Source organism: Arthrobacter sp. YAF16 (genome assembly GCF_052113385.1).
Lineage (GTDB): Bacteria > Actinomycetota > Actinomycetes > Actinomycetales > Micrococcaceae > Arthrobacter.
Genome location: NZ_JBFRDC010000001.1, coordinates 74,218 through 98,953, shown reverse-complemented (window position 1 = coordinate 98,953; position 24,736 = coordinate 74,218). Strand labels below are relative to the sequence as shown.

Genomic DNA, 24,736 nt, shown 5'->3' with positions numbered 1-24,736 from the left:
CTTACCTTTCGTTGTGGGGTGGAAAGTTACCTGCGGCTCGGCCTCAGGCGACGTCGGACGGCAGCCAGACGACGGCGTCGTCGTCCCAGCTCACCGACACGCGGCGCCCCAGCAGCTCGACATCGCTGCCCGGCAGCGAATCCGGCTCTAGGACAACGACGACGGGGCCGTCGTCGAGCTGTACCCGTACCTGCGTGGCGTGCCCCACGTACACGAGTGAGGTCACAGTGCCGGGACGAGCCGTGACACCGACGCCCGTCTCCGGCGCGCCCGACCAGGACAGGCGCAGCCGTTCGGGGCGGACGCACACGGGCTCGGGGCGGCCGTAGAGCTGCCGGGCGTGTGCGGCGTCGAAGATGTTGGAGGTCCCCACGAAGTTGGCCACGAAGGTCCCCGCCGGGCGTTCGTAGATCTCATGGGCGGTACCGATCTGTTCCAGGCTGCCGTTGTTGAAGACGCCGATCCGGTCGCTCATGGTCAGCGCCTCCTCCTGGTCGTGGGTGACGAAGATGAAGGTGATGCCCAGCGAGCGCTGCAGTTCCTTGAGTTCCACCTGCATCTGCTGGCGGAGTTTGAGGTCGAGCGCGCCGAGTGGCTCGTCCAAAAGCAACACTTTGGGTTCCACCACGAGCGCCCGGGCCAGGGCTACCCGCTGGCGCTGGCCGCCGGAGAGCTGGGCCGGTTTGCGGCCCACGAATTTGCCCAGTTGCACTCGTTCCAGGGCCTCGCGGGCACGTTCACGGCGCTCGGCCCTCGGCACTCCCCGCACCCTCAGGCCGTACGCGACGTTGTCCACGAGGGACATGTGCGGGAACAAGGCGTAGTCCTGGAAGACCGTGTTGACGTCGCGTTCGAAGGGAGCCAGCCTCGTGACGTCCCGGCCCTCCAGTTCGATGCTCCCCGAGGTCGGCAGTTCGAATCCTGCGATCAGCCGCAGCACGGTGGTTTTCCCGGAGCCGGACGGGCCCAGCATGGAGAAAAATTCGCCCTGCCGAATGTCCAGGTCGATGCCGTCGACGGCGACCGTGTCTCCGAAGACCTTGGTGAGTTTGCGCAGGCGGATAGCCGGGACGCTGCCGGAGGCGGTCGACGTTCCGGCCGTGCGCGTTTCGGTCATGTGGATGCCTAACTCAGTTGCCGGAAGACCGTTGCCGGACCTCCGGTAAGGTGACGCCGCGTGATGTGATTCACGCCACAATGCGGTATTGGGCCAAATACTATTACTTCATAGGTTTTGTGTATAGACCCTGGCCACGGGCGGCCATAGGATGGCATCACCCGCCGCGCGGCCGGCAACCGCACCGCTTCCGGAAACCGCGGGCGGACCGGACGGGAGACGCCAGACCGGAGTGCGAGGGAGGAACGGATGCTGCTTTCACCACAGGGCGCATCCCGCAGCCTTGCAGCGGTGTTTACCCCCATCAAGTCCCGCGGCCTGGTCGACGAGGTGTGCGGGAGAATCGAGCAGGCGGTCGAGACCGGACTGCTCACCAGCGGTCAGCGGCTTCCCAACGAGACCGAACTCGCCTCCGCGCTCGGCGTTTCAGCCGTTACAGCCCGCGAGGCCCTGTCCCAACTCCGTTCCTCGGGGATCATCCGGACCGTCCGCGGGCGCAGCGGCGGAAGCTTTATCGCTGACAATGTCCTGCCATCCCGGGAACGCGCCCTGGAGCAACTCGATGAGCTGACCCGGCTCCAGATCAGCGACCTGGGGCTGCACTATCAGGCCATCGCTTCCGTCTGCGCCAGCCTCGCGGCACGCCGCTCCGACGCGGCCGACGTGGATACCCTGCGCTCCTTCATCCCGGCCACCGACGCCGACCCGCTGAGTTGGCGGCTGGCGCTCTCGGAGTTCCTGCTGGAGGTGGCCGCCATAGCCCGCTCCGCACGACTGGCCCGCGAACTCATCCGCCTACAGGCCGATCTGGGCACGCTGACACTCCTGCCGTGCGCCGACGCCGGCTACCGGAACGCGTCCGCCCGGATTCTGGAGGGGACCGCCGGCGCCATCGAGGCACACCAGCCGGCCGAGGCGGAAACCGGAGTCAAGTCGCTCATTTCGACAACGACTAGTTGGCTCCTGGCCGAGCACGCCAGGCGCATTTGAATGCCTGCGCCGCCATCTCCAGACCGAGGGAAGGATCCCAATGACGGATAGCTCCACTTTCAGCTCCGGCGGTGCCGATTCTGCCGCTACCGACGACGCCGCCCGGGCCGCGGCGTGCGAGCTGGACGCCGTCGTCGTCGAAATCGAGTCGAGGCTCTCGGTCTGGGCCCGGGAGGCAGGTGCGGCCTTGGCGGCACTGGACGGCAAAGTGTCCGGAACTGCGGTGGACAAGCTTATCCGGCCGGTGGTGGAGGGACTGGTTCGCACCCCGGAGGGCTACGCCGCGGGCGCCGGCTTCCTTGCCAATGCCGGGCTGCTTGGTCCCGAGCGCAGCTACATCGCTTGGTGGCAGGGAACCGAGATGGAGCATGTGGACGCCCTGGCCAATTTCAGCCCGAACGCCATCAGCCGCTACGTGCGGGCCGAGTGGTTCCGAATTCCGGTGGAAACCGGCCAGCCACACGTCACGGGACCCTACGTTGATTTCCTCTGCACGGACGAAAATGTCCTGACTTTCACCCACCCGGTGTTTTGCCGCCCGGACGGCCCGGTGGCAGGCATTGTGGGCATGGACGTCACCGTTCAGCGCCTGGAACGCGGTGCAGTGCCGGCGCTGAGGCGCATCGGGGACCGCGCCACTCTCGTCAACCAGGACGGCCGTGCAATCGTGTCCGCGGCGTCCGATATCGACGCCGGGGATCTCGCCGTCGCCGCTGAGGGATGCCGGGTCTTCGGGGTGGGCCGACGCTTCAGTATCTGGAGCGGCGCCGCGGGCATCTAAGCTTGCTACGCTGGAATCAAGGCCCCTCCTTCGGCGGCCTCCGGACGACGGTTCAGTACCCGGCACGCGACAAGACTGGCCACAGGAGCAGTCATGTCGTGGTTGATTCTCATCCTTTCCGGGTCGCTGGAAGCCGTGTGGGCCGCAGCCCTGCACCGGACCTCGCAGGCCACCGGCCGCGGCCGGATCGCGCCGGCCGCCGTCTTCCTCGTGTCCGTGCTGGCCAGCACCGGCGGGCTCGCCATCGCCATGCAGTCCATCCCGACCGGCACCGCCTACGCCGTCTGGGTGGGCGTCGGCGTCGTGCTGACCGCCGTCTACGCGATGGTCACGAAAGTGGAGTCGGCAACCCGCGGTCGGATCCTGCTGCTCGGCGGAATTGTTGTCTGCGTGGCCGGCCTGAAGGTCGTGGCGTGATGGCAGCGGACCGCACACCCGCGGCGGCAAAGGCACCGGCGGCGACGCTGGCCTGGCTGATCCTGCTCGCCTCCGCCGTGCTGGAGGCTGTCTGGGCCACGGCCCTGGGACTGTCCGACGGCTTCACTCAGCCGCTGCCCACGCTCGTGTTCGCCGTGGCCGCCACCCTGAGCCTGGCCGGGCTGGGCCTGGCCGTGAAGAGCATCCCGCTCGGCACCGCCTACGCCGTCTGGGTGGGGATCGGCGCGGCCCTGACGGTCGGCTGGGCGATGGCGACCGGCGTCGAGCCCGCCAGCCCGCTAAAGCTGGTGTTTATTGCCGGAATTGTGGGCTGCGCGGCCGGGCTGAAGCTGTTGCCGGCCGCGAATCCTGCGTCATCCCGGACGCTCCCGCCCAGTTAGTGCGCGCCCCGAGGGGCAATCCCGGGCGACACGCCGTGGCTCCGGACCGCCCGCCGGCATGAACTGGGCGGGATCGCCGGAATAGCCGCGCGCTTGCCGGGGTTCTTGGCTGGGACGGCAAATTCCGGCAGTGATAGGAGATCAAAGATGACTTCAGCAACAGTCCAGCTCGGCGACGGACTCAGCGTCAGCCCGCTGGGGTTCGGCGGCATGGCCCTGACCCCGGTGTACGGGGAAGTGGATCCTGCGGAGGCCCTGGCCACCCTGCACCACGCGGTGGACGCGGGCGTGAGCTTCATCGACACGGCGGACATCTACGGCGGCGGGAGCAACGAGGAACTGATCGCCCAGCTGCTCAAGGATCGCCGCGGCGAGGTGCAACTGGCCACCAAGTTCGGCCTGGTGGGAACCCCGTCGACCGGCTACTCGGACATCCGCGGTGACGCCGCCTACGTGAAGCAGGCGGTCGACCGCAGCCTGCAGCGCCTGGGCACCGACACCATCGACCTGTACTACATGCACCGCCGCGACCTCCGCGTTCCGATTGTGGAAACCGTGGAGGCCATGGCGGAGCTGGTGCAGGCCGGGAAGGTGCGGCACCTTGGACTGTCCGAAGTGACGGCCGAGGAACTGCGGGACGCCAGCAGCGTCCACCCGATCACCGCAGTCCAGAGCGAGTGGTCCATCTGGAGCCGCGACGTGGAACGCAACGTTGTTCCTGCCGCCGCCGAACTTGGCGTAGGTTTTGTGCCCTACTCGCCGCTGGGCCGGGGATTCCTCACCGGCACAGTCGACGCCTCGAAGCTGGGCAGCAACGACTTCCGCCGGAACATCCCGCGCTTCGCCGAGACCGCGTTGGACGCCAACCAGGCCGTAGTCGCCGCGGTCCAGTCGGTCGCAGCGGAGCTCAGCAGCCCCGGTCACGCCGCGACGCCGGCCCAGGTGGCGCTGGCCTGGCTGCTCGCGCAGGGCCGGAAACTGGGGCTGCCGGTGGTCCCGATCCCCGGGACGCGCAAGGCCTCCCGGATTGATGAAAACCTCGGCGCCCTGTCGCTCGACCTGACCCCGGCGCAACTGGAGAGGCTCGACGCCGCCGCGGACGCCGTCGTCGGCTCCCGCTCGGCAGACCCCAACTGGGTCTCCCAGGGCCGCGAATAGGCCGTCCTAGACTAATGCCCATGGACTCGCTCATTCATTCACTTCGTGACATCACCATCCGCCGGATTTCGGTCAGCGAGATGGACAACAACGTGTACCTGCTCACCGCCAAGGCGTCCGGCGCGCAGCTCCTGATCGATGCGGCCGATGATCTGGCCGCCATCCAGGGGCTGCTGGCCGACGCCGCCGCGGATACCACCGCGACGCCGAAACTTGCTCTGATCGCCACCACCCACCAGCACTGGGACCACGTCCGTGCGCTGCCGGGCCTGGTGGAAGCGACCGGGGTGAAGACGGCTGCCGGGACGGATGACGCCCCGGAACTGCCGGTGAAGGTCGATGTGCTGCTCGATCACGGCGACGTCGGCAATTTCGACGGGTTCGACGTGACGGCGGTGCACCTGCGCGGCCACACCCCGGGTTCGGTGGCATTCGTGTACCAGGACCCGGAGGGACCGGCGCACATCTTCTCCGGCGACTCGCTGTTCCCCGGTGGAGTGGGCAATACACAGCAGGATCCGGAGCGGTTTGCCCAGCTGCTCACGGATGTCAGCGAGCGGCTGTTCGACGTGTATCCGGACGACACCGTGGTGCACCCGGGCCACGGGAAGCCGACCACTCTGGGCGCGGAACGCCCGCACCTGGAAGAGTGGCGCGCCCGCGGCTGGTAACTGGCGCTAGAGGTTGTGACTTGCGCTGCGCATAATGCCGGTCGCTGCGGGAATTCCCGTAGCGACCGGCATTTTGCGCGTCATCAGCTACTTTATCTAGCGCACAAGCGACCTTAGCGGCTGCGGCGTTCGTTCGACGCCGGGGCCGACGCGCGGCGGGGTCCGCCGCTGCGGGCCGGACGGCCTTCGCCGGAGCGGCCGTTGCCGCCGCCTGCGTAGGATCCGCCGGAGGTGCCGCCGGTGTTGGAGGACCAAACCGCTGCGGAGCCGCCGGACTTGGCGCCTGCCGCGGCACGCTGGCCGGTTGCGGGGCGTCCGCCGCGCTGGCCGCCGGTCGAGGCGCCGGTACGGCCTGCGCCGGCGCGGGGTGCGCCGCCGGTGCGCGGTGCAGAACCGGTGCGGGGTGCGGAACCGCCGCGGGAGTCGCTACGACCCTCCGCAGCGCGACCGTCCGAGCCACGGCCAGCCGAGGCGCGGCCGCCGGCTGCGGGAACATCGTTGTGGTGCGCGTAGGCCGTGGTGCGGCCACGGCCCCGGGCGTTGCGACGCTCGGCGCGCTCGGCGTCGGCCCGGTCCTGGTTCTTTTCCGCGACGCGCTCTGCGGCGTTGCGGGCAGCGGCCTGGCCTTCGTAGGCCACGGCGCGGCGCTCGGCACGGGGAAGATCGGTGCGGGGAGCCTCGGCTCCGACGCGTCCTCGTCCGCCACGGCCGCCACGGCCACCCGCGGTGGGTGCAGCCTGGGTGGTGCGGCGGGCGCGCTTGCGCTCGGCGTTGGCACCGGTGGAGGTGCCGCCGCCCTGCTGCTTGGCCTTGGTGGCCAGCAGCGCGGCGCGGGTGCGCGGATCGATCTTATCGGCCATCTCGCCGACCAGCTCGGCAACCAGCGGGGAGTTGGCAGTGACGCGCTCGAAGTTGACCTCGACGCCGGCAGCCTTCATCAGCTTCTTGACGTCGGACTGCTGCTCCGGCAGGGTCAGCGTGACCACGGTGCCGTCGGAACCGGCGCGGGCGGTACGGCCCGAGCGGTGCAGGTACGCCTTGTGCTCCGTGGGCGGATCCACGTGGATGACCAGCTCGACGTCGTCGACGTGGACGCCGCGGGCGGCGACGTCGGTGGCCACCAGCACGCGGACGTCGCCGGAGGAGAACTCGGCGAGGTTGCGGTCACGGGCGTTCTGCGAGAGGTTGCCGTGCAGATCGACCGCGGGGATGCCGGCGTCGGTCAGGGTCTTGGCCAGCTTGCGGGCATGGTGCTTGGTGCGCATGAAGAGCACCCGGCGGCCGGCGCCCGAGGCGAGCTCGACGATCAGCTGCTTCTTGACGGTCTGGTCGTTGACGACCAGGACGTGGTGCTCCATGGTGGTGACCGCAGCCTGTGATTCGTCCACGGCGTGGGTCAGCGGGTTGGAGAGGTAGCGCTGCACGATCTTGTCCACGCCGTTGTCCAAGGTGGCGGAGAAGAGCAGCCGCTGGCCCTGGCTGGGGGTCATGTCCATGAGCTTCTTGACCACCGGGAGGAAGCCGAGGTCGGCCATGTGGTCTGCCTCGTCCAGGACGGTGATCTCGACGGCTTCGAGGGTCAGGATGCGCTGGCGGATCAGGTCCTCCAGGCGGCCCGGGCAGGCGATGACAATGTCCACGCCGGAGCGCAGCGCCTTTTCCTGGCGGGCCTGGGAGATGCCGCCGAAAATGACGGTAGTGGTCAGGCCCATGGCCTTGGCCATCGGCTCGATGGTCGCGTTGATCTGGGTGGCCAGCTCGCGGGTGGGCGCCAGGACCAGGCCCATCGGGCGGCCGGGCTTGCGGAAGTGCGCGGCTTCCCGCTCGGCGAGCCGTGCCACCAGCGGAATGGCGAAGGCGATGGTCTTGCCGGAGCCGGTACGGCCGCGGCCCAGGACGTCGCGTCCGGCCAGGGTGTCCGGGAGCGTCTTGACCTGGATGGGGAACGGTTCAACGATCCCCTGGGCGGTGAGGGTGTCGGCGAGGGCCTTGGGCGTGCCGAGGGCAGCAAAAGTAGTCATGTGTTTCAAAGGTCTTTCAGGCGGTATCCAAGCGGATATCGGCCCCCGGTGCCGGTTGGCCCAGGGGTTCGCCGAAGAAAAGTCAGGTGATCAACCGGGCCGCTTGCAAAGTTTTGCAGGCCGCCGGGACCAAATAGAACGCGTTCATCGACGCAGGATGTGCCTCTCACATGAATAAAGCCCACGGCCTGCATTTGGAGTCCGGAGGAATCCTGCAGGGGATCCGGCCGGTGAACCGAGGCTGACCAAACCGAATCCAAAGTGGGCATCACTGCACATCAAGTTCCTCCAGTCTAGCATCTGCGCGTGCCCTCCCGTTTTCAGGGCCTCCCAACTAGCTCGCAGTTGTTGTCGTTTTGCGCGCTCATAACGACAACAATTGCGAGTCAGTTGGGCGGGCCTGCGGCGCCTAGGCTCGCCCGGATCCGGACACCCGGGGAGCGACCGCCACGCCCGCCACGCCGATCGCCGCAGTAAGCGCGAAGACCCCCGCGAAGGGCGCGACGCCGGTGCCGGCCGCCGTCGTGAACGCCGCGAAGACGATCCCCGTCGCGGCCAGCGCCAGGGCGCCGCCGAGGGAGTCGGAGATGGACATTGCCGAGCTGTTGAAGCCCTCGGTGTCCTTCGTGGACAGCGCCAGGGTCATCACACTCAGCCGCGGATACATCAGCCCCATCCCGCCGCCGGCGAAGATCCAGCCGGTGATCGCGACGGCGGCCGGCCACGCCAGGAGCGTGGTCGCCAGCGCCAGCAGCACGGCGCCGAGGACCAGCGCCGAGCCGATCCTGATCGCGCGGCGGTGGTCCAGCCTGGCCCCGAGCCGGCCCTGGATCGCGGAGGCCGCGGCCCAGGCGAGCGCTCCGCCGGTGAGGGTCAGGCCGGCGAAGGTGGGCGAGAAGACATAGCGCTCCACCAGCAGGTAGGGCAGGTACACCTCGGCGCCGAAGAACGCCGCGGACGCGAGCCCGCGGGCGAGGATGACGGCGGGCAGGCCGCGGCGGGCCGTCAGCGTCCCGCTGGGCACCAGGGGGCGGACGGCCACCAGCGCGACGACGACGGCGGCCGCCGCCAGCACCCAGCCGGCCGCCGGCAGCTCCACGGACAGGTTCAGCCCCAGCACGGCGAGCGCCGCGAGGCCGGCCCAGGCCAGCCGTCCGTAGTCCCACGGTCTGGGCGACGCCGCGCCGTCCTCGGCGCCGCCGGAGAGTCCGCGCAGGGCCGGGACGATCATCAGCAGGGCCGGCACCACCAGCCCCACCACACCGAGGAAGACCCAATGCCAGCTGGCCAACTGGGCGACCAGCCCGGCGGCGAAGGGGCCCACCAGTGAAGGAATGACCCAGGCCGCGGCGAAGGCGGCGAAGATCTTGGGATGCAGCACGGGCGGATAGACGCGGGCCACCACCACATAGAGGGCCACCGTCACCGCGCCGCCGCCGAGCCCCTGAACCAGCCGTCCGGCCAGGAGCATGGCCATGGTCCCGGCCGATCCGGCGATCAGCAGGCCCAGGACGAACAGCGCCACGGAAGCATAGAGCGGGCCCACCGGGCCGCGCCGGTCCGACCAGTTCCCGGCGGCCACCATCCCGATGACGCCGGTCGCCAGCGGCCCGGCGAATGCGAGGGCGTAAAGGCTGGCGCCGTCCAGTTCGCGGCTGACCAGCGGCATGATGGTGGTTACCGCCAGCGATTCAAAGGCCGCCAGGAAGACGAGGGCCAGGGCGCCCAGGGTCACCAGCAGGTAGCTGCGGTGGAAGATGCCGCCGGTATCCGGGGCGGTATCAGTGCCCGGTACGGGAGGGTCTATTTGAGGCACGTGCCACAGCCTACTAGAGGGGTGCCGGGCGGGTGCCCCAGCCGGGACGGAGCGCCCAGCCCGCCGGGCGGTCCCCGGCCATCACCGAAAATGCTCACCCGGGCGCGTCGAGCCCCTGGGCCGAAACCACCACGGCGCCGCTCGCCCTGGAATCCGGATTCAACATCCAGCCCACCCGTTTGACCGTGCTGAGCATGACGACGCTTTCGACCAGCTCGATCCCGGGCACCTTCTCCTGAAGCGCCAACTCGATGCCCATGACATCCGCCAGGGACTGCAGCCACATGATGATCACGAAGTTGGTGGGACCTGTGGTGGAAGCGCTGAGCCGCACATTCCGCATCGTCTTCAGCTCGGCGGCCGCCGCCTCGTGCCGGCCGGCCGGGACGTTGACGAACCACTGGCAAGTGACGGGGAAAGCCGAAAACCTCTGGGCAACCTCGCAGCGGAAAGACAGGATCCCGCTCGCGAGCACCCGGTTCAGCTGCCGCTGGACGGTGGCCGGGTGCCTGCCCAGTCCGCGCGCGATCTCCGCCGCCGTCGCCCGGCCGTCCTTGGCCAGGAACGGCAGGAGCGCCAGGTGGCTGGCCGGCAGGCTCTCCCTGGCGGCAGTCGGGGCGACGCCGGTGGCCTCGGGGCCGGCCATTGCCTTCACGGCGGCCTGCTGTGCGCGGCTGAGCACGTTGAGCCGCCAGGACCCGCCGCTTGCGTGCAGCCTGGTGCACAGCGCGGTCTGATATTTGAGCAAGCCGTCAATCTCCTTCAGCCGTTGGATCACTTTCGTGCTGAACTCGTCCAGGGAGGGCGTGATAACGGTCAGCATCAGGTCCCGGTTGCTGGCCGCCTCCTCGACCGTGATGATTTCCGGCATCCTGGCGAGCCTGGCCGTGACTTCAGCGCGCCGGTGCATTTCGCAGTCAACGGCAACGAACGCCAGGCACATCTGATGGGGGTCGCCGATCAGGTGGGCGGTAATCCAGGAGACGCCCGAAGCCCGCAGCCGTTCCCAGCGGGCGGCCAGGGTGGTGGCGTGGACGCCCAGCACCTCCGCAGCATCCGCCCAGCTCAGGCGCGGCGCGATCTGCAGGACGTTGATCAGGGCGAGGTCGTCCTCGCTGAGTTCCACCATTCACTCCTTCACTCATGCACAAAAACTGTGATGCAGATCAGTTCCTGCATATTTCCAGCCCTTTGGCCGCATGTGAACCACGTCACTTCAGAATAGACGAGAAAGCCGAACCCACCACATAGGAGAACACGTGCCGATCACCGCAGACGCCCGGGAAATGCAGGCTGACCTTGCCCGGTTCCGCCACGAGCTGCACCAGGAGCCCGAGATCGGACTGACCCTGCCCCGCACCCAGGAGAAGGTGCTCCAGGCACTCGACGGGCTCGGCTACGAGGTCACCCTCGGCACGGACACAACGTCCATCACCGCGGTTCTGCGCGGCCAGGCGGCCGGGAACGGCGTGGATACCCGACCGGCGGTACTCCTGCGCGCGGACATGGACGGCCTGCCGGTGCAGGAGAAAACCGGCGTGGACTTCACGTCCAGGGTCGACGGCGCCATGCACGCCTGCGGCCACGACCTTCACACCGCCATGCTCACCGGCGCCGCGACCCTTCTGGCCGAGCGGCGGCACCGGCTGGCTGGCGACGTCGTGCTGATGTTCCAGCCCGGCGAGGAGGGCTTCGACGGCGCCGGCCACATGATCCGCGAGGGCGTGCTCGATGCCGCCGGCCGGCGCGTGGACGCTGCCTACGGCATGCACGTGTTCTCCGCGCTGGAACCGCACGGCACCTTCTGCACCAAGCCGGGCGTCATGCTCAGCTCCTCCGACGGACTGATGGTCACCGTGCTCGGCGCCGGCGGCCACGGTTCGGCCCCGCATTCAGCCAAGGACCCGGTCACGGCCGCCGCCGAAATGGTCACCGCCCTCCAGGTCATGGTCACCCGCCAGTTCAACATGTTCGACCCCGTTGTCTTGTCCGTGGGGGTGCTCCAGGCCGGCACCAAGCGCAACATCATCCCGGAAACCGCGCGCATCGAGGCCACCATCAGGACCTTCTCCGAGCAGTCCCGGCAGAAAATGATGGACACCGTGCCGCGCCTGCTGAAGGGCATCGCCGCGGCGCACGGCCTCGACGTCGACGTCGACTACCAGCAGGAATACCCCCTCACCATCACCGACGAGGACGAGACGCGCACCGCGGAAACCGTCATCGAGGGCCTATTCGGCGACTCCCGGCTCGCCCGCTGGGCCACCCCGCTGAGCGGCTCCGAGGACTTCTCGAGGGTCCTCGCCGAGGTCCCCGGCACCTTCATCGGGCTGAGCGCCGTCCCCCGCGACGCCGACCACGCCACCGCCGCGTTCAACCACTCCCCGTACGCGACGTTCGACGACGGTGTGCTGGCCGACGGTGCCGCGCTCTACGCGGAGCTCGCCATTTCCCGGCTTGCCGCACTTGCGGCAGCCAACGCCCCCGCCGCGGCCACGGCCGCCGGCTCAACCCTTTCCTAGCCCCATCCCCTGAGGGAGAAGACCATGACAGCAACCGCGTCCAAGCCGACGGCAACCCGGACCTCCACCCGCAAGACAATCATCGGCACCGGCATCGGCAACGCCGTCGAATGGTACGACTGGGCCATCTACGCCACGTTCACGCCATTCATCGCCAGCCAGCTCTTCAGCAAGGCCGATCCCGCTTCGGCGGTGCTGTCGACGCTGGCGATTTTCGCCGTCGGCTTCGTGGCCCGGCCCTTCGGCGGCTTCCTGTTCGGCTGGATCGGTGACCGGATCGGCCGCAAGGCTTCGATGACCCTGGCCGTGGGGCTCGCCTCGGTGGGCAGCCTGATGATCGGCATCGCGCCGACCTTCGCTGCGGTCGGCGCGTGGGCCTCGCTCATGCTCCTGGTGGCGCGCCTGGTCCAGGGGCTGGCCCACGGCGGCGAGCTGCCGTCGTCGCAGACGTACCTGTCCGAGATGGCGCCGAGGGAACACCGCGGCTTCTGGGCCACCCTGATCTACACCTCCGGCACGGTGGGAATCCTGTTCGGAACCCTGCTGGGCGCCGTCCTGAACATGGTCCTCAGCACCGAAGTGATGAACGCGTGGGGCTGGCGCATCCCGTTCCTGGTGGGCGCAGCCATGGGCCTCTACGCGCTGATCATGCGGTCCCGGCTGCACGAAACGGACGTCTTTGCCGGCGAAGCCTCGGCGGAGAAGCACGCTCCGATCTGGCCGCAGATCGTCCGCCACCGCAAGCAGGCCCTGCAGGTGATCGGATTGACGGTCGGCTTGACGGTGATCTACTACATCTGGGGTGTTGTCGCTCCCAGCTACGCCACCACGGCCCTGAAGATTGACCGCGGCGAAGCCCTGTGGGCCGGCGTGATCGGCAACATCGTCTTCATCGCGGCACTGCCCTTCTGGGGCAAGCTCTCAGACCGGATCGGCCGCAAGAAGGTCCTGTGGGCCGGGGCGATCGGCGCAGGCATCATGCACTTCCCGATGACCGCGCTGCTCAAGGACTCCGCCTGGCAGCTGGCCGTCAGCATGTCCGTGATGCTGGTCTTCATCGCCGCCAGCGCTGCGATCGTTCCGGCCGTCTACGCCGAACTGTTCCCCACGAGCATCCGCACTGTCGGCGTCGGCGTTCCCTACTCGATCTGTGTGGCACTGTTCGGCGGCACTGCGCCCTACCTGCAGCAGTGGCTCGGAACCAGCCTGCAGATGCCGCAGCTGTTCAACGTCTACGCCGTGCTGCTGCTCGCCATCTCCGCCGTCTTCGTCTTCACCATCCCGGAAACGAAGGGCAAGGACCTCACCCTCTGAGGTGGCGCACCAGGGCCGGCCTGCGTCAGTCGCCGACGAAACGATCCTTGCCGGCCCGGTACCCGAACACGGCGGCCAGCGAGCCGACCACCAGGAAGAGCACGCCCGCCGCGGCGAAGGATCCGGTGGCCTGGTGCAGCTGTCCGACCAGCAGGGTTCCGGCCGAGCCGACGCCGTAGCCCACCCCCTGCATCATGCCGGACAGGTGGGCGGCGGTGTGGCCGTCGCGGGTGCGGAGCATGATCATGGTCAGGGCCACCGCGGTGAGGCTGCCTTGTCCCAACCCCAGCAGCCCGGTCCACACCCAGACCAGGTCCAGGGGGCCGAAGATGCTCAGGGCGAAGCCGCCGCCGGTCATCAGCGCCACCACCGTGTTGATGGCGCGCTGGTCCCGGAGCCGGGCGGCGAGGGCGGGGGCAAACAGGGAGCCGAGCATCTGCAGCACGATCGAGGCGGACACGATCAGGCCGGCCGTACCGCCGTCGACCCCGCGTTCGCGCAGGATCGGCGCCAGCCAGGCGAAAACGCTGAAGGACATCATGGCCTGGAGCACCATGAACCCGGTCACCTGCCAGGCGACCGCCGAGCGCCACACGTTGATCCCGCTGGTCGCGATCTGGTGCCGCCCGTGGCGCTGGGCCGCCGCCAGCGGCAGGAACAGCAGGAGCACGACGCCGGCCGGCAGCGCCCAGAACCACAGCGCCGCCGTCCACTGGCCGCTCGCGCTGAACAGCGGGTAGGTGAAGCCGGCGCCGAGGGCCGCGGACGCGCAGATCGCGGTGGTGTAGAGCCCGCCCATCAGGCCGAGCCGGTGCGGGAAGTCGCGCTTCACGAGGCCCGGAAGCAGGACGTTGCAGAGTGAGATGGCAGCGCCGCAGGCTGCCGTGCCGGCCAGGAGCGCGGGCAGGTGGCCCAGGCCGGGTACGTCCAGGGGGCGCAGCAGCAGGCCTGCGGTCAGCACGGCCATGGCTCCAAGCAGCACCCGTTCGGCCCCGAACCGGCGGGCCAGCCGCGGCGCGAGCGGGGCGAACACACCAAGCAGGGTCACCGGCGCCGTGGTCAGCGCGACGACGGCCCAGCCGGGCAGGCCGACGTCGGCCGTCACTTCCGGAAGGACCGCGGCGAAACTGGAGAAGACGGTGCGCAGGTTCAGTCCGATCAGCACCAGGCACACGCCCAAATAGGCCAATGCGCGGCGGCTGCCGAGTAGGGTGGGCTCCGCGGCGGGAACGTCGTCTATCTCCGCGTCCACCAGGGGATCCAGCCGCTGGTGCGGGTGGCCGCCGGCAGCGGTGCGGGCGGGCACGGGTGCGTTTCCAGGTGTCGTCACCGACCCATTCTGGCAGGCGCGGGGCGCCGCTTCGAAAGAATGGCGGAGCGACGCATGGACGCCCGGACCGTCCTCCGCGTGGCCGTATGGTGGTTCCCCGGTCCGTCGGGCCTGCGCGAACTCCACTATTCTGGGAGTGATGAGCGAATCCCCAGAATCCCCCCAGACGCCGCAGCCTCCCCGCCCGGTTACTCCCGGCAGCCAGGCATCGTTCGGCACCTACGGCGGCCGGCCGGTCAGCTTCGTACGCCGCGGCACCCGCCTACAGGGACGCCGCCAGGCCGCGTGGGAAGAGCACTCGGACCGGTGGGCGGTGGAGGTCCCCCGGCACATCGCCAACACGTCCGTGCACCCCGCTTACGTGTTCGACGCCGAGGCCGAGTTCGGCCGGACGGCTCCCTTGATTGTCGAGATCGGCTCGGGGCTGGGCGACGCCGTCTGCCACGCGGCCGAGGAGAACCCGGACAAGGACTTCCTGGCCGTGGAGGTCTACACCCCGGGCCTGGCCAACACCCTCATCAAGATCAACAGCCGCGGGCTGAGCAACGTCCGGGTGGTGGAGGCCAACGCCCCCGAGGTGCTTGCCACCATGCTCCCGGCGGGCTCGGTCACCGAGCTCTGGGTCTTCTTTCCCGACCCCTGGCACAAGTCGCGGCACCACAAGCGGCGCCTTATCCAGCCGGCCTTCGCCGAGCTCGCGGCCCGGGCGCTCAAGCCCGGCGGTATCTGGCGGATCGCGACCGACTGGTCCAACTACGCCGTGCACGTACGCGAGGTCCTGGCCGGCTCCGCCGACTTCGAGAACCTGCACGAGGGCGAGCGCAGCGGCGCTGACAGCCCGCTCACGCAGGTCTGGGAGTCCGGGGTGGAGTCCGTTGTGGGCGGGGCCCCGGTCAAGGAGGGCCGCGCGCCGGTCAGCACCGAACACACCGGGCCCAACGAAGGCGTCGACGAGACCGGCGGCTGGGCGCCTCGGTTCGAGGGCCGGATCCTGACGAGCTTCGAGAACAAAGCCCACGAAGCGGGCCGGCTGATCTTCGACCTCTGCTACCGGCGCCGCTGACACACGCACCCGCCCGGTCCCGGTGCCGGGACAGCGGCCGGCGTGGCACAAGTGCTGTTGCGCAGCAGGTTCCCGTGGCACGATTACCGAAGATGCATGGCTAGCGGCGGCACGAAGGCGCCGGCCGAGCCAGAAGACGCGAAGGACCGATCATCAAAAAAGAACTTAAGGACGCCGCGGAAGTCGCCGAGGACGTCACCAACTCCAAGCCACTCGAGTACGCGGCACGGGCAGGGTTCGCCGTTTCCGGCGTCCTGCACTTCCTGATCGGGCTCGTCGCGATCCGGCTCGCGATGGGCGGGCAGGGGCAGGCTGATGTCAGCGGCGCCGTTGAGGAACTCGCCAAGCAGCCGGCTGGACCGGCGCTGCTGTGGAGCGCCTTCGCGGCCTGCGTCGCCCTGGCCATCTGGCAGACCAGCGACGCGGTGTTCGACTTCAACCGCCTGCCCACCAAGGACAAGGTCGGCAAGAAGCTCAAGGCCGCCCTCCAGGCCGTGGTCTATGCCGGGTTCGGGCTCACGCTGGCGTCCGTGGCCCTCGGGGCCCACGCAGACCACCGCCGCTCCACCAGCGACCTCACGGTCCAGCTCATGAAGGCCCCGGCCGGCGTGCTGCTGCTGATCGTCATCGGCGCTGCCATCGCGGTCACCGGCGTCGTCTACGCCATCCGTGGCTTCCGGAAATCGTTCCTCAAGTACCTGCGCCTGCCCGCCAACGAGCACACCCGCACCGCGGTGACCGTCGCCGGTGTCGCCGGCTATGCCGCCAAGGGTGTGGCCCTGCTGTTGACCGGGCTGCTGATAGTCATCGCCACCGTGAAGGCTAACCCGGCGGAATCAACCGGGCTCGACGGCGGGCTGAAGGCCCTGCGCGAGCAGCCGCTCGGGATGTACATGCTCGCCGCCGTCGGCGCGGGCCTGATCTGCTACGGCATCTTCCTGGCCGTCCGGGCCCGGCTCGCCCGGATGTAGGGGCTTCCCTACCGCGGCGGCACGGTGATGACCGCGACGGTCTGCTGCTGGCCGTTACGCATCTCGATGCTGGCGATGCTGGCCAGCTGCAGCGGCGTGGCCCCGGTGATGCGCACCTTGCCGCTGGGGGTGGCCGTCCAGGCGCACGCCCGGTCCTCGCCGCCGTCGCGGCCCTTCACCCAGAGCGAGAGGGTGCCGTCCACTGGCATGCTCCTGCCATCGACTGCCAACTCGGTGCCCCACGTTTTCTTCACGAGGCCGACGGTGAACTGCGGCCCGTTGCCGGCCGCCACGGAATAACTGGCGTCCGGCTGGGGCTGCTGTGCCAGCAGCGGCCCGGCCAGGAAACCTACCGCCAGACAGGCCGCGGCAACCGCCGCCAGCGCCGCCGACCACAGCCGTCGCGCCTTCCGCCGGCGGGCCGCGAGCGCGGCCAGCAGCCCCCGAGGGACGGACACCGGAGCAGCCTCGGCGGCCGGGGCGGGCCGCGTGAGTGTGGTGAGCGCGACGGCGTCGGGCACGGGGACGGCGTCGAGCAGCGCCGGGAGGCTGGCGAGTTCGTCGAGGGCCGTGCGGCAGTCCCGGCAATCGGCCAGATGCCGTTCGAAAGCCGCAGCCTCACCGGGTTCCAGGCCGCCGAGCAGATACGCGCCAAGCAGCTGGTGGAGTTCGGTTCCGTTCACTGCTGCACCCCCATTTCGTCGAGGATCGTCCGCAGGGCCCGCACCGCGTAAAAGGCCCGGGACTTCACCGTACCGGCTGGAATGTTCAGGTGCGCGGCGGCTTCCTGGACGGTGAAGCGGCGGTAGTGGAGGGCGACCAGGACGTCCCGGTGCTCGGCACTGAGGCGCAGCAACGCCTCCTCCATCAGGACCCGGTTGAGCAGCTCATCGACGCGTTCCGCGGCGCCCGCAGGGTCGGCGACCTCACGCTCGGCGGCCTCCCGCGGCCGGCGCTGGGCCTTGCGGTAGTTGTCGATCATGATGTTGCGGGCGGTCCGGAATAGATAGCTGCGCAGGCTGCCGGTGATCTGCGGCGCCTGCTGCCAGACGCGCAGCACCGTTTCCTGCACGACGTCGTCCGCCAGCTGCGGGTCGTGGCACGCGCCCAGGACGAACCGCCGCAGCGCCGTTCCGTGCTCGCGATAGATCGCGGCCACCACGTCTTCATCCAGCGGCATGCGGCACCTCCCGGGCTTGGTCCCTCTGCCCCACTAGGACGTACACGCCGGCCCGAAAGTTCAACGGAACACCCTTGAACCATTCTTCACCCGCCGCCGTCGTAACAGCTAGCCGGACAGCGAGATGGCCGGCACCTAGCCTAGGAGCCAACAATGACAAAGCACTTCGGCGCCACCCTGTCTGCCCTCGCTCTTGCCGTCGTCGTTTCCGGCTGCGCTGGGGGCAGCGGGACCACGACGCCGGCGCCGGCTGCCGGCACAACGGCGGCCTCCGCCACCACAGCGGCTGCCTCCCCGGCGCCGGCAACTTCGGCGACCGGCACCTCCGGGTCCAGCGCCCCGGCGTCGGCCGCTGAGCTTAAGACTGCCGCGACCAGCGCCGGGCAGGTGGTCGTGGACGCCAAGGGCATGAGCGTCTACCTCTTCGCCAAGGACACCAAGGACTCCGGCACGAGTGCCTGCACCGGTTCCTGCATCGCCGCCTGGCCGCCGGTGCTTGCCGGCTCCGACGCACCGGCGGCGGAAGGCGTCACCGGCAAGGTGGGCACCATCCCCACGCCGGACGGCAAGAAGCAACTGACCATTAACGGGATGCCCTTGTACTACTACGCCAAGGACCGGGCGCCCGGTGACACCACCGGCCAGGGCGTCGGGAACGTTTGGTACCTCGTCAACCCTGCCGGTGAAATGATCACTTCCGCCGCTGGCGGCGGCTACTAGGCCCCGGACGCGAGGCCGTCGTCGGACTCGTCCTCGAACTCGACGGCGGCCACGATCTCCCGGGTCTCCGGGTGGATCATGTACGCCTCCTCGTCGTCCTCCAGCATGAGGAACTCGCCCTGGTCCGTGGTGAAGTGCCAGGCCAGGACGCGTTCGCCGTTGTGGTCATGGTTCGGGTCGCCCATGGTGATCTTGAGCAAGCTGTGTCCGGCCACCTCGCAGAGCTCCCGGATGATCAGCTCAAACTCCGGCGCGCTGCTGAGTTCCTCCTCGGTCGCCGCTGCCTGACGCTCCGACAGGTTCGGGATCCGGGACACCCGTTCGTGGATGTGCCGGTCGAGTTCGTCCTCGTCCAGGACCAGCAGGTCCGGCTGGCCGCGGAGCCAGGCGGCATTGAGCGCGACAATGTCCTCGGTTTCCAGCAGCGGCTCGAATTCGTCGTCGAGCTGCTCCAGGAGCTGGACCGCCTCGGGTACCGCCGCCGCACCGCCGTCTTCACCACCCAGCTCGGCGTCGCCGTCGAGATAGGCCTCCGCTTCCTCCTCCGAGAGCGAGTCATAGGCTGCCACGCTGCGGTTGAACAGGTCCAGGTGCGCGGCGGCGCCCATGCCGGCCAGCCCTTCGCGGACGTACTCGTCGATCTCCTCGCGCTCCGGCACGGTGAAGACGTACTGGGCGAAGCCGCCGCCGAGCGACTGCGTCAGATAGAAGTCCACGTAATAGCTGCGCAAGGCGTTGGCCGCGATTTCCTCGGCATCCAGCAGTTCCGCGTACATGGCGTTGACGACGTCGACGTTGTTGTCCACGATGTCCACGTTGCCGCCGTTGAGGCTCTCCCTGGTCAGCACCGGGGCATGGCTGGTGGCGGTCGGGCTCTGGGTCGGGCTGGTGCTCATGGGGATCCTCACGGTGGTGGGGTGTGCTGCTCCGGTCCCTTCCACGGTAGGCCCGCCCGGTTCCGGGGCGCCCGAGCGCGAGGTGAACGTCAGGCGAAGTTTCCGGGCACCGCCAGGCTGGCTAAGATGGATCAGATGACCAACTGCTGGAAGTAGTGCGCACATGCCATCCCATCCGGACGAGAGTGCGGCACTGGCAATACAGACCCCCGCAATCAACGACCGCTCCCTCGCGGCCGGACTTGCTTACGCCATGGGGAGCCGGGTTTCCGGGATTTCCTTCGACGCCGCCACCGGGCTGATGCTGGGCAAGGTCCGCGGCGGCGCGGACGTGCCGTATTCGACGACGGCGAAGCTGGTCCGCAAGGGCGGCGGCTGGAGCTGCACCGTCGGTGTCTGCAGCTGCCCGGTGCGCAAGGACTGCAAGCACGTGGCGGCCCTGCTGTTTGCCGCCGAGGACAACCCGGCGACCCGCGTCCAGCTGCTCGCGCCCGCGGAATCCTCCCGGCTGTCGCGCCAGCCCTCGGCGCTGGACCTGCCGGACTGGGAGCAGGCCCTGAGCCCGCTAATCGCCCGGCCTGGGATCACCCAGTCGACCAACGGCGTGCCGCTGGCACTGCAGTTCGAGATCGAGGAACCGGCCCCGCACTTCTCCTACACGGGCCGCCGGGACCCGCTGCGCAGCGTCCGCCAGCTCAAGGCCCGGCCCGTCATCATGGGGGCCAAGGGCAAGTGGATCCGGGGCGACGTCTCCTGGAACACCCTGAGCTACCTGAACTACCGGCGCGAATGCAACGAAGCCCACGTGGAGTGGATGCAGGAATTCCTCGCCTCGCACACGGCCCTGGCCAACCGACAGCACGCCGGCACCGCGCCCTGGCTGGGACTGAACACTTACGCCGGCAAGAACCTCTGGAGCCTGCTGGCCGAGGCCCGGAAGATCGGCCTCGCCCTGGTCCACGGCCGGGGCGACGAACCCGTACGGCTGGCCGACGAGCCAGCCGCCGTCGGACTCAACCTGACCCGGCTCGGCGCCGAGGAGGCCGACGGCGGCGGGCTGGCGCTCGCACCGACGATCACCGTCGAGGGCGCGGTGGTGGATCCGGCATCGGTCGGGACCATCGGCCGCCCGGCCCACGGCATCTTCCTGACCTCCGGCGCCGACGCGCTGCCCGGCGTCGCCCCGGGCGACTCCGCGATCACCCTCGCACCCCTGGAGGCCGGACTCAGCGAGGAACTCCTGACCTTCGTCACCGCCGGCACCACGCTACATATTCCGTCCCGGGACGAGGGGCGCTTCCTCACCGGCTTCTATCCCAAGCTCAAGCAGACCGCCCGGGTGACCGCCTCCGACGAATCCGTCGAGCTGCCCGCCCTGGCCGTCCCCACCCTGTCCCTGCTGGCCAACTACGGCGCGGACCACCGGGTCCGGCTGCACTGGGAGTGGCACTACAAGGCCGGAACCCTGGTCACGGCCCAGCCGCTGTGGCGGCACCCCGGCGACCACGGCTACCGCGACGACACCGCCGAGGCCCGCATCCTGGAAACCGTGGGCCAGCCGTGGGACATTGTGCCGAAGCTCGGCGAATCCGCTACCGGAGGCTGGGGCACTCCGCGGCTGGCGGCGTCCGCGGAGCTCAGCGGCCTGGACACCCTCGCCTTCACCGAGGAGGTCCTCCCTAAGCTGCGCGAGCTTCCGGAAGTTTCCGTGGACACGGCCGGCGAGATTGCCGACTACCGCGAGGCCGAGGAAGCCCCGGTGGTGTCGATCTCCACCAAGGCCACCGACCAGCGGGACTGGTTCGACCTGGGCATCCAGATTTCGCTCGAGGGCCAGCCGGTGTCCTTCGCCGCCGTTTTCTCCGCCCTGGCGTCGGGCCAAACCAAGATGCTGCTGCCCAGCGGCGCGTACTTCTCCCTGGACCTGCCCGAGCTGCACCAGCTGCGCGCCCTGATCGAAGAGGCGCGGGAACTGCAGGACAACAAGGACGCGCCGCTGCAGATCAGCCGGTTCCAGGCCGGGCTCTGGGACGAGCTGGCACAGCTGGGCATCGTCGACGAACAGGCCGCCGCGTGGCGCGAGGCCGTCGGCGGGCTGCTCGAGGGCGGCGTCAAGGGCCTGCCGCTGCCCGACACCCTGGACGCCGAGCTGCGCCCGTACCAGCTCGAGGGCTTCAACTGGCTCAGCTTCCTCTACCGCCACGGGCTCGGCGGCGTCCTGGCGGATGACATGGGCCTGGGCAAGACCGTCCAGGCGCTGGCGCTGATCTGCGCCGCCAAGGTCGCCGCCGCCGAGACCGCCGCGTCCGCCGTCGCCGCCACTGTCGCCCCCGGGGCCGCGGCCGACGTCGTCGTCAGCCCGCCCGGCGGCGCACCCGGCGGGGCGCCCTTCCTGGTGGTCGCGCCCACCAGTGTGGTCGGCAACTGGCAGGCTGAAACCGCGCGGTTCGCGCCGGGCCTGACGGTGCGGGCCATCAGCGAGACCTTCGCGAAAAGCGGCTCGGTGCCGGCCGAGGCAATGGCCGGGGCCGACATTGTGATCACCTCCTACGCGCTGTTCCGGATCGACTACGAGGCCTACGCCTCCCGGCAGTGGGCGGGGCTGGTGCTCGACGAGGCGCAGTTCGTAAAGAACCACCAATCCAAGGCCTACCAGTGCGCCCGGAAGCTCCCGGCCGCCTTCAAGCTGGCGATCACCGGCACACCGCTGGAGAACAACCTGATGGAGTTCTGGGCGCTGACCTCGATCGTGGCGCCGGGACTCTTTTCCAGCCCCAAGCGCTTCGCCGAGTACTACCAGAAGCCCGTGGAGAAGAACGGGGACCGGGCACAGCTGGAGAAGCTCAGGCGCCGGGTCCGGCCGCTGATGATGCGCCGCACCAAGGAACAGGTCATCCACGACCTGCCGCCCAAGCAGGAGCAGGTCCTCGAGGTCGTGCTGAACCCGCGGCACCAGAAGGTCTACCAGACGCATCTGCAGCGCGAGCGGCAGAAGATCCTGGGCCTGATCGAGGACGTCAACAAGAACCGTTTCACGATCTTCCAGTCGCTGACCCTGCTGCGGCAGCTCAGCCTGGACCCGTCCCTGATCGACCCCTCGCTCTCGGGGGTGCGCTCCAGCAAGCTGGACGTGTTGTTCGAGCAGTTGGAGGACCTCGTGGCCGAGGGCCACCGCGCGCTGATCTTCAGCCAGTTCACCGGCTTCCTCGGCAAGGTCCGCGAACGGCTCATCGAGGAAAATATCGAGTTCTGCTACCTCGACGGCAGCACCCGCAACCGCACCGACGTCGTCAACGAGTTCAAGAACGGCGCCGCACCGGTGTTCCTGATCAGCCTCAAGGCAGGCGGCTTCGGCCTGAACCTGACCGAGGCGGATTATGTGTTCCTGCTGGATCCCTGGTGGAACCCGGCCTCCGAAGCGCAGGCCGTGGACCGGACGCACCGGATCGGGCAGGCCCGCAACGTGATGGTCTACCGGCTTGTGGCGAAGGACACCATCGAGGAAAAAGTCATGGCGCTCAAGGCCAAGAAGTCCCAGCTGTTCGCCGACGTGATGGAAGGCGACGCCCTCTCCGGCGGCGCACTGACGGCGGAGGATCTGGCCGGGCTGTTCACCGACTGACGCCCGGACCGGCCCGTCCGCGCAGGGGCGTCCAGCCCTAGCGGAGGGCGTCGATCCGGGTGTCCAATGGTGCGTATCGGGAAGAGCCTGGGCGAAGGAGCGGGTGGCCATGGCCGCGCGTATGAGGTTCATTGGCACCGCGGCGCACCCGCGGCGGCCCGCATCGGCGCTGGCGTCGGTGGTGGCAGCCTTGGCGCTGGTTTTGGGCCTGCTGCCGGCCACCGCTCCGCCGGCGCAGGCGGCCGCCCTGTACGGACATGACATCTCCTGGCCGCAATGCCCGACGGCGGTCGGCGGCCTGGGCCTGCCGTTGCCTCCGGCGACTACCCAGTTCGTGGTGCTGGGCCTGACCCGGGGACTGCCCTTCACCGAGAACCCGTGCCTGGCCAGCCAGGTGGCCTGGGTCGGCACCAATAACAAGCGCGCCCACGCCTACACCATGGCGGCTTTCCCCACCGCCGCCCAGCTTGCCACCTACCGCGCGCAGGGGCCGTGGTCCGCCAGTACCCGGGCCGGAGAGCTCTCCAACGTCGGTTACGCCGAAGCCCGCTACGCCCTCGCCAGCCTCCAGCGGGTGAGCTTCCGGCCACCCGTCGTCTGGATCGATGTGGAGCCGCGGCCGGCCCAGCCCTGGCCCGCCGCCACCGCGGTGCAACGGCGCGAGAACCGGTACGTGGTGGAAGGCCTGATGCGGGGCCTCCGGGACGCGGGATACTCCTACGGCCTCTACTCCTTCGCCTCCGGCTGGCAGGACATCACCGGCTCGTGGAGGTTGCCGGGGGTGCCGGTCTGGGCCACCGCCGGGCGCCTCGACTACCCGTCCGAAGCCCTGGACCGGTGCCGGCAGGCCAGCTTCTCCGGCGGCCGGGTCTTCCTGTCACAGTGGTACGACGACGTCCGCGACTACGACCTCACCTGCGCCCCCTACGCGTTTACCGCGCTGCCCGTGCCGGCCTCCGCGCTCTCGGGGGCGACCGCGGATTTCAACGGCAACTGGAACAACGATGTCCTGGCCCGGGTCGCCGCCACCGGCGAGCTGCGGCTGTACCCGGGGACGGGGCGCGGCGGGCTGTTTCCGGGCATCCGGATTGGGGCCGGCTGGGCCGCGTACAACGCCCTCGAGACTCCCGGGGACTTCAACGGCGACGGCCCCCTGGACGTCCTGGCACGGGAGGCCGCGACCGGCAAGTTGTGGCTGTACCGCGGCAACGGCACCGGCGGATGGCTCAGCCGTATCCTGGCCGGCAATGGCTGGCAGATCATGAATGGCATCCTCGGCCCGGGCGATTTCAACGGCGACCAGCGCGTCGACGTGCTGGCCCGCGAGGCAGCGACCGGCTTCCTCTGGCTCTACCCGGGCAACGGCGCCGGCGGCTGGCTCCCGCGGGTGCGGGTCGGGGGCGGCTGGAACATCTTTAATGCGCTGGTGGCCCCGGGCGATTTCGACGGCGACGGCGCCGCGGATGTCGTGGCGCGGGAGACTGCCACCGGCCGGCTGTGGCTGTACCGCGGCAGCGGCACGGGCGGCTGGCTCCCCCGGGTGCTGCTCGGCGGCGGCTGGAACGGCATGACCGCCCTGATGAGTCCCGGGGATCTCAACGGTGACCGCACACCGGACATCCTGGCCCGCGATAGCGCCGGAAGCCTCTGGCTTTACCCGCGAAGCAGTGGCGGCACGTGGCTGGTGCGGGTGCGGGTCGGAGGCGGCTGGAACACCCTCAACGCGATTTTTTGAGCCGGCGCCCC

General features: G+C 69.4%; 21 protein-coding genes and 1 riboswitch. Of the genes, 13 read left to right on the top strand and 8 right to left on the bottom strand.

Going from position 1 to position 24,736, the window contains the following annotated elements:
• Positions 1-43: 43 nt before the first annotated feature.
• On the bottom strand, positions 44-1,117 hold the full coding sequence (locus AB4Y91_RS00440) for an ABC transporter ATP-binding protein (protein WP_441416625.1): 1,074 nt from the start codon (positions 1,115-1,117) through the stop codon (positions 44-46).
• 249 nt (positions 1,118-1,366) lie between these two features.
• Between AB4Y91_RS00440 and AB4Y91_RS00435 the strand changes: the two genes are divergently transcribed.
• From AB4Y91_RS00435 to AB4Y91_RS00410, 6 genes are all read left to right on the top strand, one after another.
• Positions 1,367-2,107 carry a FadR/GntR family transcriptional regulator gene (locus AB4Y91_RS00435; RefSeq protein WP_441416624.1) on the top strand — a complete coding sequence of 247 codons (741 nt, stop codon included), beginning with the start codon at positions 1,367-1,369 and terminating at the stop codon, positions 2,105-2,107.
• Positions 2,108-2,147: 40 nt separating this feature from the next.
• On the top strand, positions 2,148-2,888 hold the full coding sequence (locus AB4Y91_RS00430) for a cache domain-containing protein (protein ID WP_441416623.1): 741 nt from the start codon (positions 2,148-2,150) through the stop codon (positions 2,886-2,888).
• A 16-nt stretch (positions 2,889-2,904) separates the two neighbouring features.
• A riboswitch (guanidine-III (ykkC-III) riboswitch) is annotated at positions 2,905-2,972 on the top strand.
• A gap of 9 nt (positions 2,973-2,981) precedes the next feature.
• Positions 2,982-3,305: a DMT family transporter gene (locus AB4Y91_RS00425; RefSeq protein WP_441416622.1), complete on the top strand. Its 324-nt coding sequence runs from the start codon at positions 2,982-2,984 to the stop codon at positions 3,303-3,305.
• Positions 3,305-3,706 (top strand): DMT family transporter, encoded by a 402-nt coding sequence (locus tag AB4Y91_RS00420; protein ID WP_441417824.1) that lies wholly within the window; start codon positions 3,305-3,307, stop codon positions 3,704-3,706. Before AB4Y91_RS00425 ends, AB4Y91_RS00420 begins: the two co-directional genes overlap by 1 nt.
• A 147-nt stretch (positions 3,707-3,853) precedes the next feature.
• Entirely contained in the window at positions 3,854-4,864 is a 1,011-nt protein-coding gene (locus AB4Y91_RS00415; protein ID WP_441416621.1) for an aldo/keto reductase, read from the top strand.
• Positions 4,865-4,884: 20 nt separating this feature from the next.
• Positions 4,885-5,535 carry an MBL fold metallo-hydrolase gene (locus AB4Y91_RS00410; protein WP_441416620.1) on the top strand — a complete coding sequence of 217 codons (651 nt, stop codon included), beginning with the start codon at positions 4,885-4,887 and terminating at the stop codon, positions 5,533-5,535.
• A 113-nt stretch (positions 5,536-5,648) separates the two neighbouring features.
• On the opposite strand, the gene AB4Y91_RS00405 is transcribed toward AB4Y91_RS00410, so the two are convergent.
• The 3 genes from AB4Y91_RS00405 to AB4Y91_RS00395 all read right to left on the bottom strand — a co-directional run bounded on the left by AB4Y91_RS00405 (position 5,649) and on the right by AB4Y91_RS00395 (position 10,501).
• Positions 5,649-7,556 (bottom strand): DEAD/DEAH box helicase, encoded by a 1,908-nt coding sequence (locus AB4Y91_RS00405; RefSeq protein ID WP_441416619.1) that lies wholly within the window; start codon positions 7,554-7,556, stop codon positions 5,649-5,651.
• Between the two features lie 409 nt (positions 7,557-7,965).
• Positions 7,966-9,372 (bottom strand): MFS transporter, encoded by a 1,407-nt coding sequence (locus tag AB4Y91_RS00400; protein WP_441416618.1) that lies wholly within the window; start codon positions 9,370-9,372, stop codon positions 7,966-7,968.
• A gap of 94 nt (positions 9,373-9,466) precedes the next feature.
• Positions 9,467-10,501 (bottom strand): Lrp/AsnC family transcriptional regulator, encoded by a 1,035-nt coding sequence (locus AB4Y91_RS00395; protein ID WP_441416617.1) that lies wholly within the window; start codon positions 10,499-10,501, stop codon positions 9,467-9,469.
• A 130-nt stretch (positions 10,502-10,631) separates the two neighbouring features.
• Here AB4Y91_RS00395 and AB4Y91_RS00390 point away from each other — a divergent pair, with 130 nt between their 5' ends.
• Both AB4Y91_RS00390 and AB4Y91_RS00385 read left to right on the top strand, forming a co-directional pair.
• Positions 10,632-11,894 (top strand): M20 metallopeptidase family protein, encoded by a 1,263-nt coding sequence (locus AB4Y91_RS00390; protein WP_441416616.1) that lies wholly within the window; start codon positions 10,632-10,634, stop codon positions 11,892-11,894.
• 24 nt (positions 11,895-11,918) lie between these two features.
• Entirely contained in the window at positions 11,919-13,208 is a 1,290-nt protein-coding gene (locus AB4Y91_RS00385) for an MFS transporter (RefSeq protein WP_441416615.1), read from the top strand.
• Between the two features lie 25 nt (positions 13,209-13,233).
• Here AB4Y91_RS00385 and AB4Y91_RS00380 read toward each other — a convergent pair whose 3' ends face one another.
• Positions 13,234-14,514, bottom strand: a complete 1,281-nt coding sequence (locus AB4Y91_RS00380; protein WP_441417823.1) for an MFS transporter — start codon at positions 14,512-14,514, stop codon at positions 13,234-13,236.
• Positions 14,515-14,677: 163 nt separating this feature from the next.
• Between AB4Y91_RS00380 and trmB the strand changes: the two genes are divergently transcribed.
• Complete coding sequence (trmB, locus tag AB4Y91_RS00375) at positions 14,678-15,601, top strand: tRNA (guanosine(46)-N7)-methyltransferase TrmB (protein WP_441416614.1); 924 nt, start codon at positions 14,678-14,680, stop codon at positions 15,599-15,601.
• A gap of 152 nt (positions 15,602-15,753) precedes the next feature.
• A complete protein-coding gene (locus AB4Y91_RS00370) occupies positions 15,754-16,572 on the top strand; it encodes a DUF1206 domain-containing protein (protein ID WP_441417822.1) in 819 nt (272 codons plus the stop codon).
• Positions 16,573-16,580: 8 nt separating this feature from the next.
• Here the strand turns inward: AB4Y91_RS00370 and AB4Y91_RS00365 are convergent, their stop codons facing one another.
• Positions 16,581-17,255: an anti-sigma factor family protein gene (locus AB4Y91_RS00365; RefSeq protein ID WP_441416613.1), complete on the bottom strand. Its 675-nt coding sequence runs from the start codon at positions 17,253-17,255 to the stop codon at positions 16,581-16,583.
• A complete protein-coding gene (locus AB4Y91_RS00360) occupies positions 17,252-17,752 on the bottom strand; it encodes a sigma-70 family RNA polymerase sigma factor (RefSeq protein WP_441416612.1) in 501 nt (166 codons plus the stop codon). The genes AB4Y91_RS00365 and AB4Y91_RS00360 overlap by 4 nt, the downstream gene beginning before the upstream one ends.
• A 153-nt stretch (positions 17,753-17,905) precedes the next feature.
• Here AB4Y91_RS00360 and AB4Y91_RS00355 point away from each other — a divergent pair, with 153 nt between their 5' ends.
• A complete protein-coding gene (locus AB4Y91_RS00355; protein ID WP_441416611.1) occupies positions 17,906-18,472 on the top strand; it encodes a COG4315 family predicted lipoprotein in 567 nt (188 codons plus the stop codon).
• On the opposite strand, the gene AB4Y91_RS00350 is transcribed toward AB4Y91_RS00355, so the two are convergent.
• The gene (locus tag AB4Y91_RS00350; RefSeq protein WP_441416610.1) at positions 18,469-19,368 is read right to left on the bottom strand and encodes a DMP19 family protein; all 900 of its coding nucleotides are present in this window, start codon (positions 19,366-19,368) and stop codon (positions 18,469-18,471) included. The two genes, AB4Y91_RS00355 and AB4Y91_RS00350, sit on opposite strands and share 4 nt — an antisense overlap.
• Before the next feature lie 163 nt (positions 19,369-19,531).
• Between AB4Y91_RS00350 and AB4Y91_RS00345 the strand changes: the two genes are divergently transcribed.
• Positions 19,532-22,990: a DEAD/DEAH box helicase gene (locus AB4Y91_RS00345; RefSeq protein WP_441416609.1), complete on the top strand. Its 3,459-nt coding sequence runs from the start codon at positions 19,532-19,534 to the stop codon at positions 22,988-22,990.
• 109 nt (positions 22,991-23,099) lie between these two features.
• Positions 23,100-24,725, top strand: a complete 1,626-nt coding sequence (locus tag AB4Y91_RS00340) for an FG-GAP-like repeat-containing protein (RefSeq protein WP_441416608.1) — start codon at positions 23,100-23,102, stop codon at positions 24,723-24,725.
• Positions 24,726-24,736 lie beyond the last annotated feature (11 nt).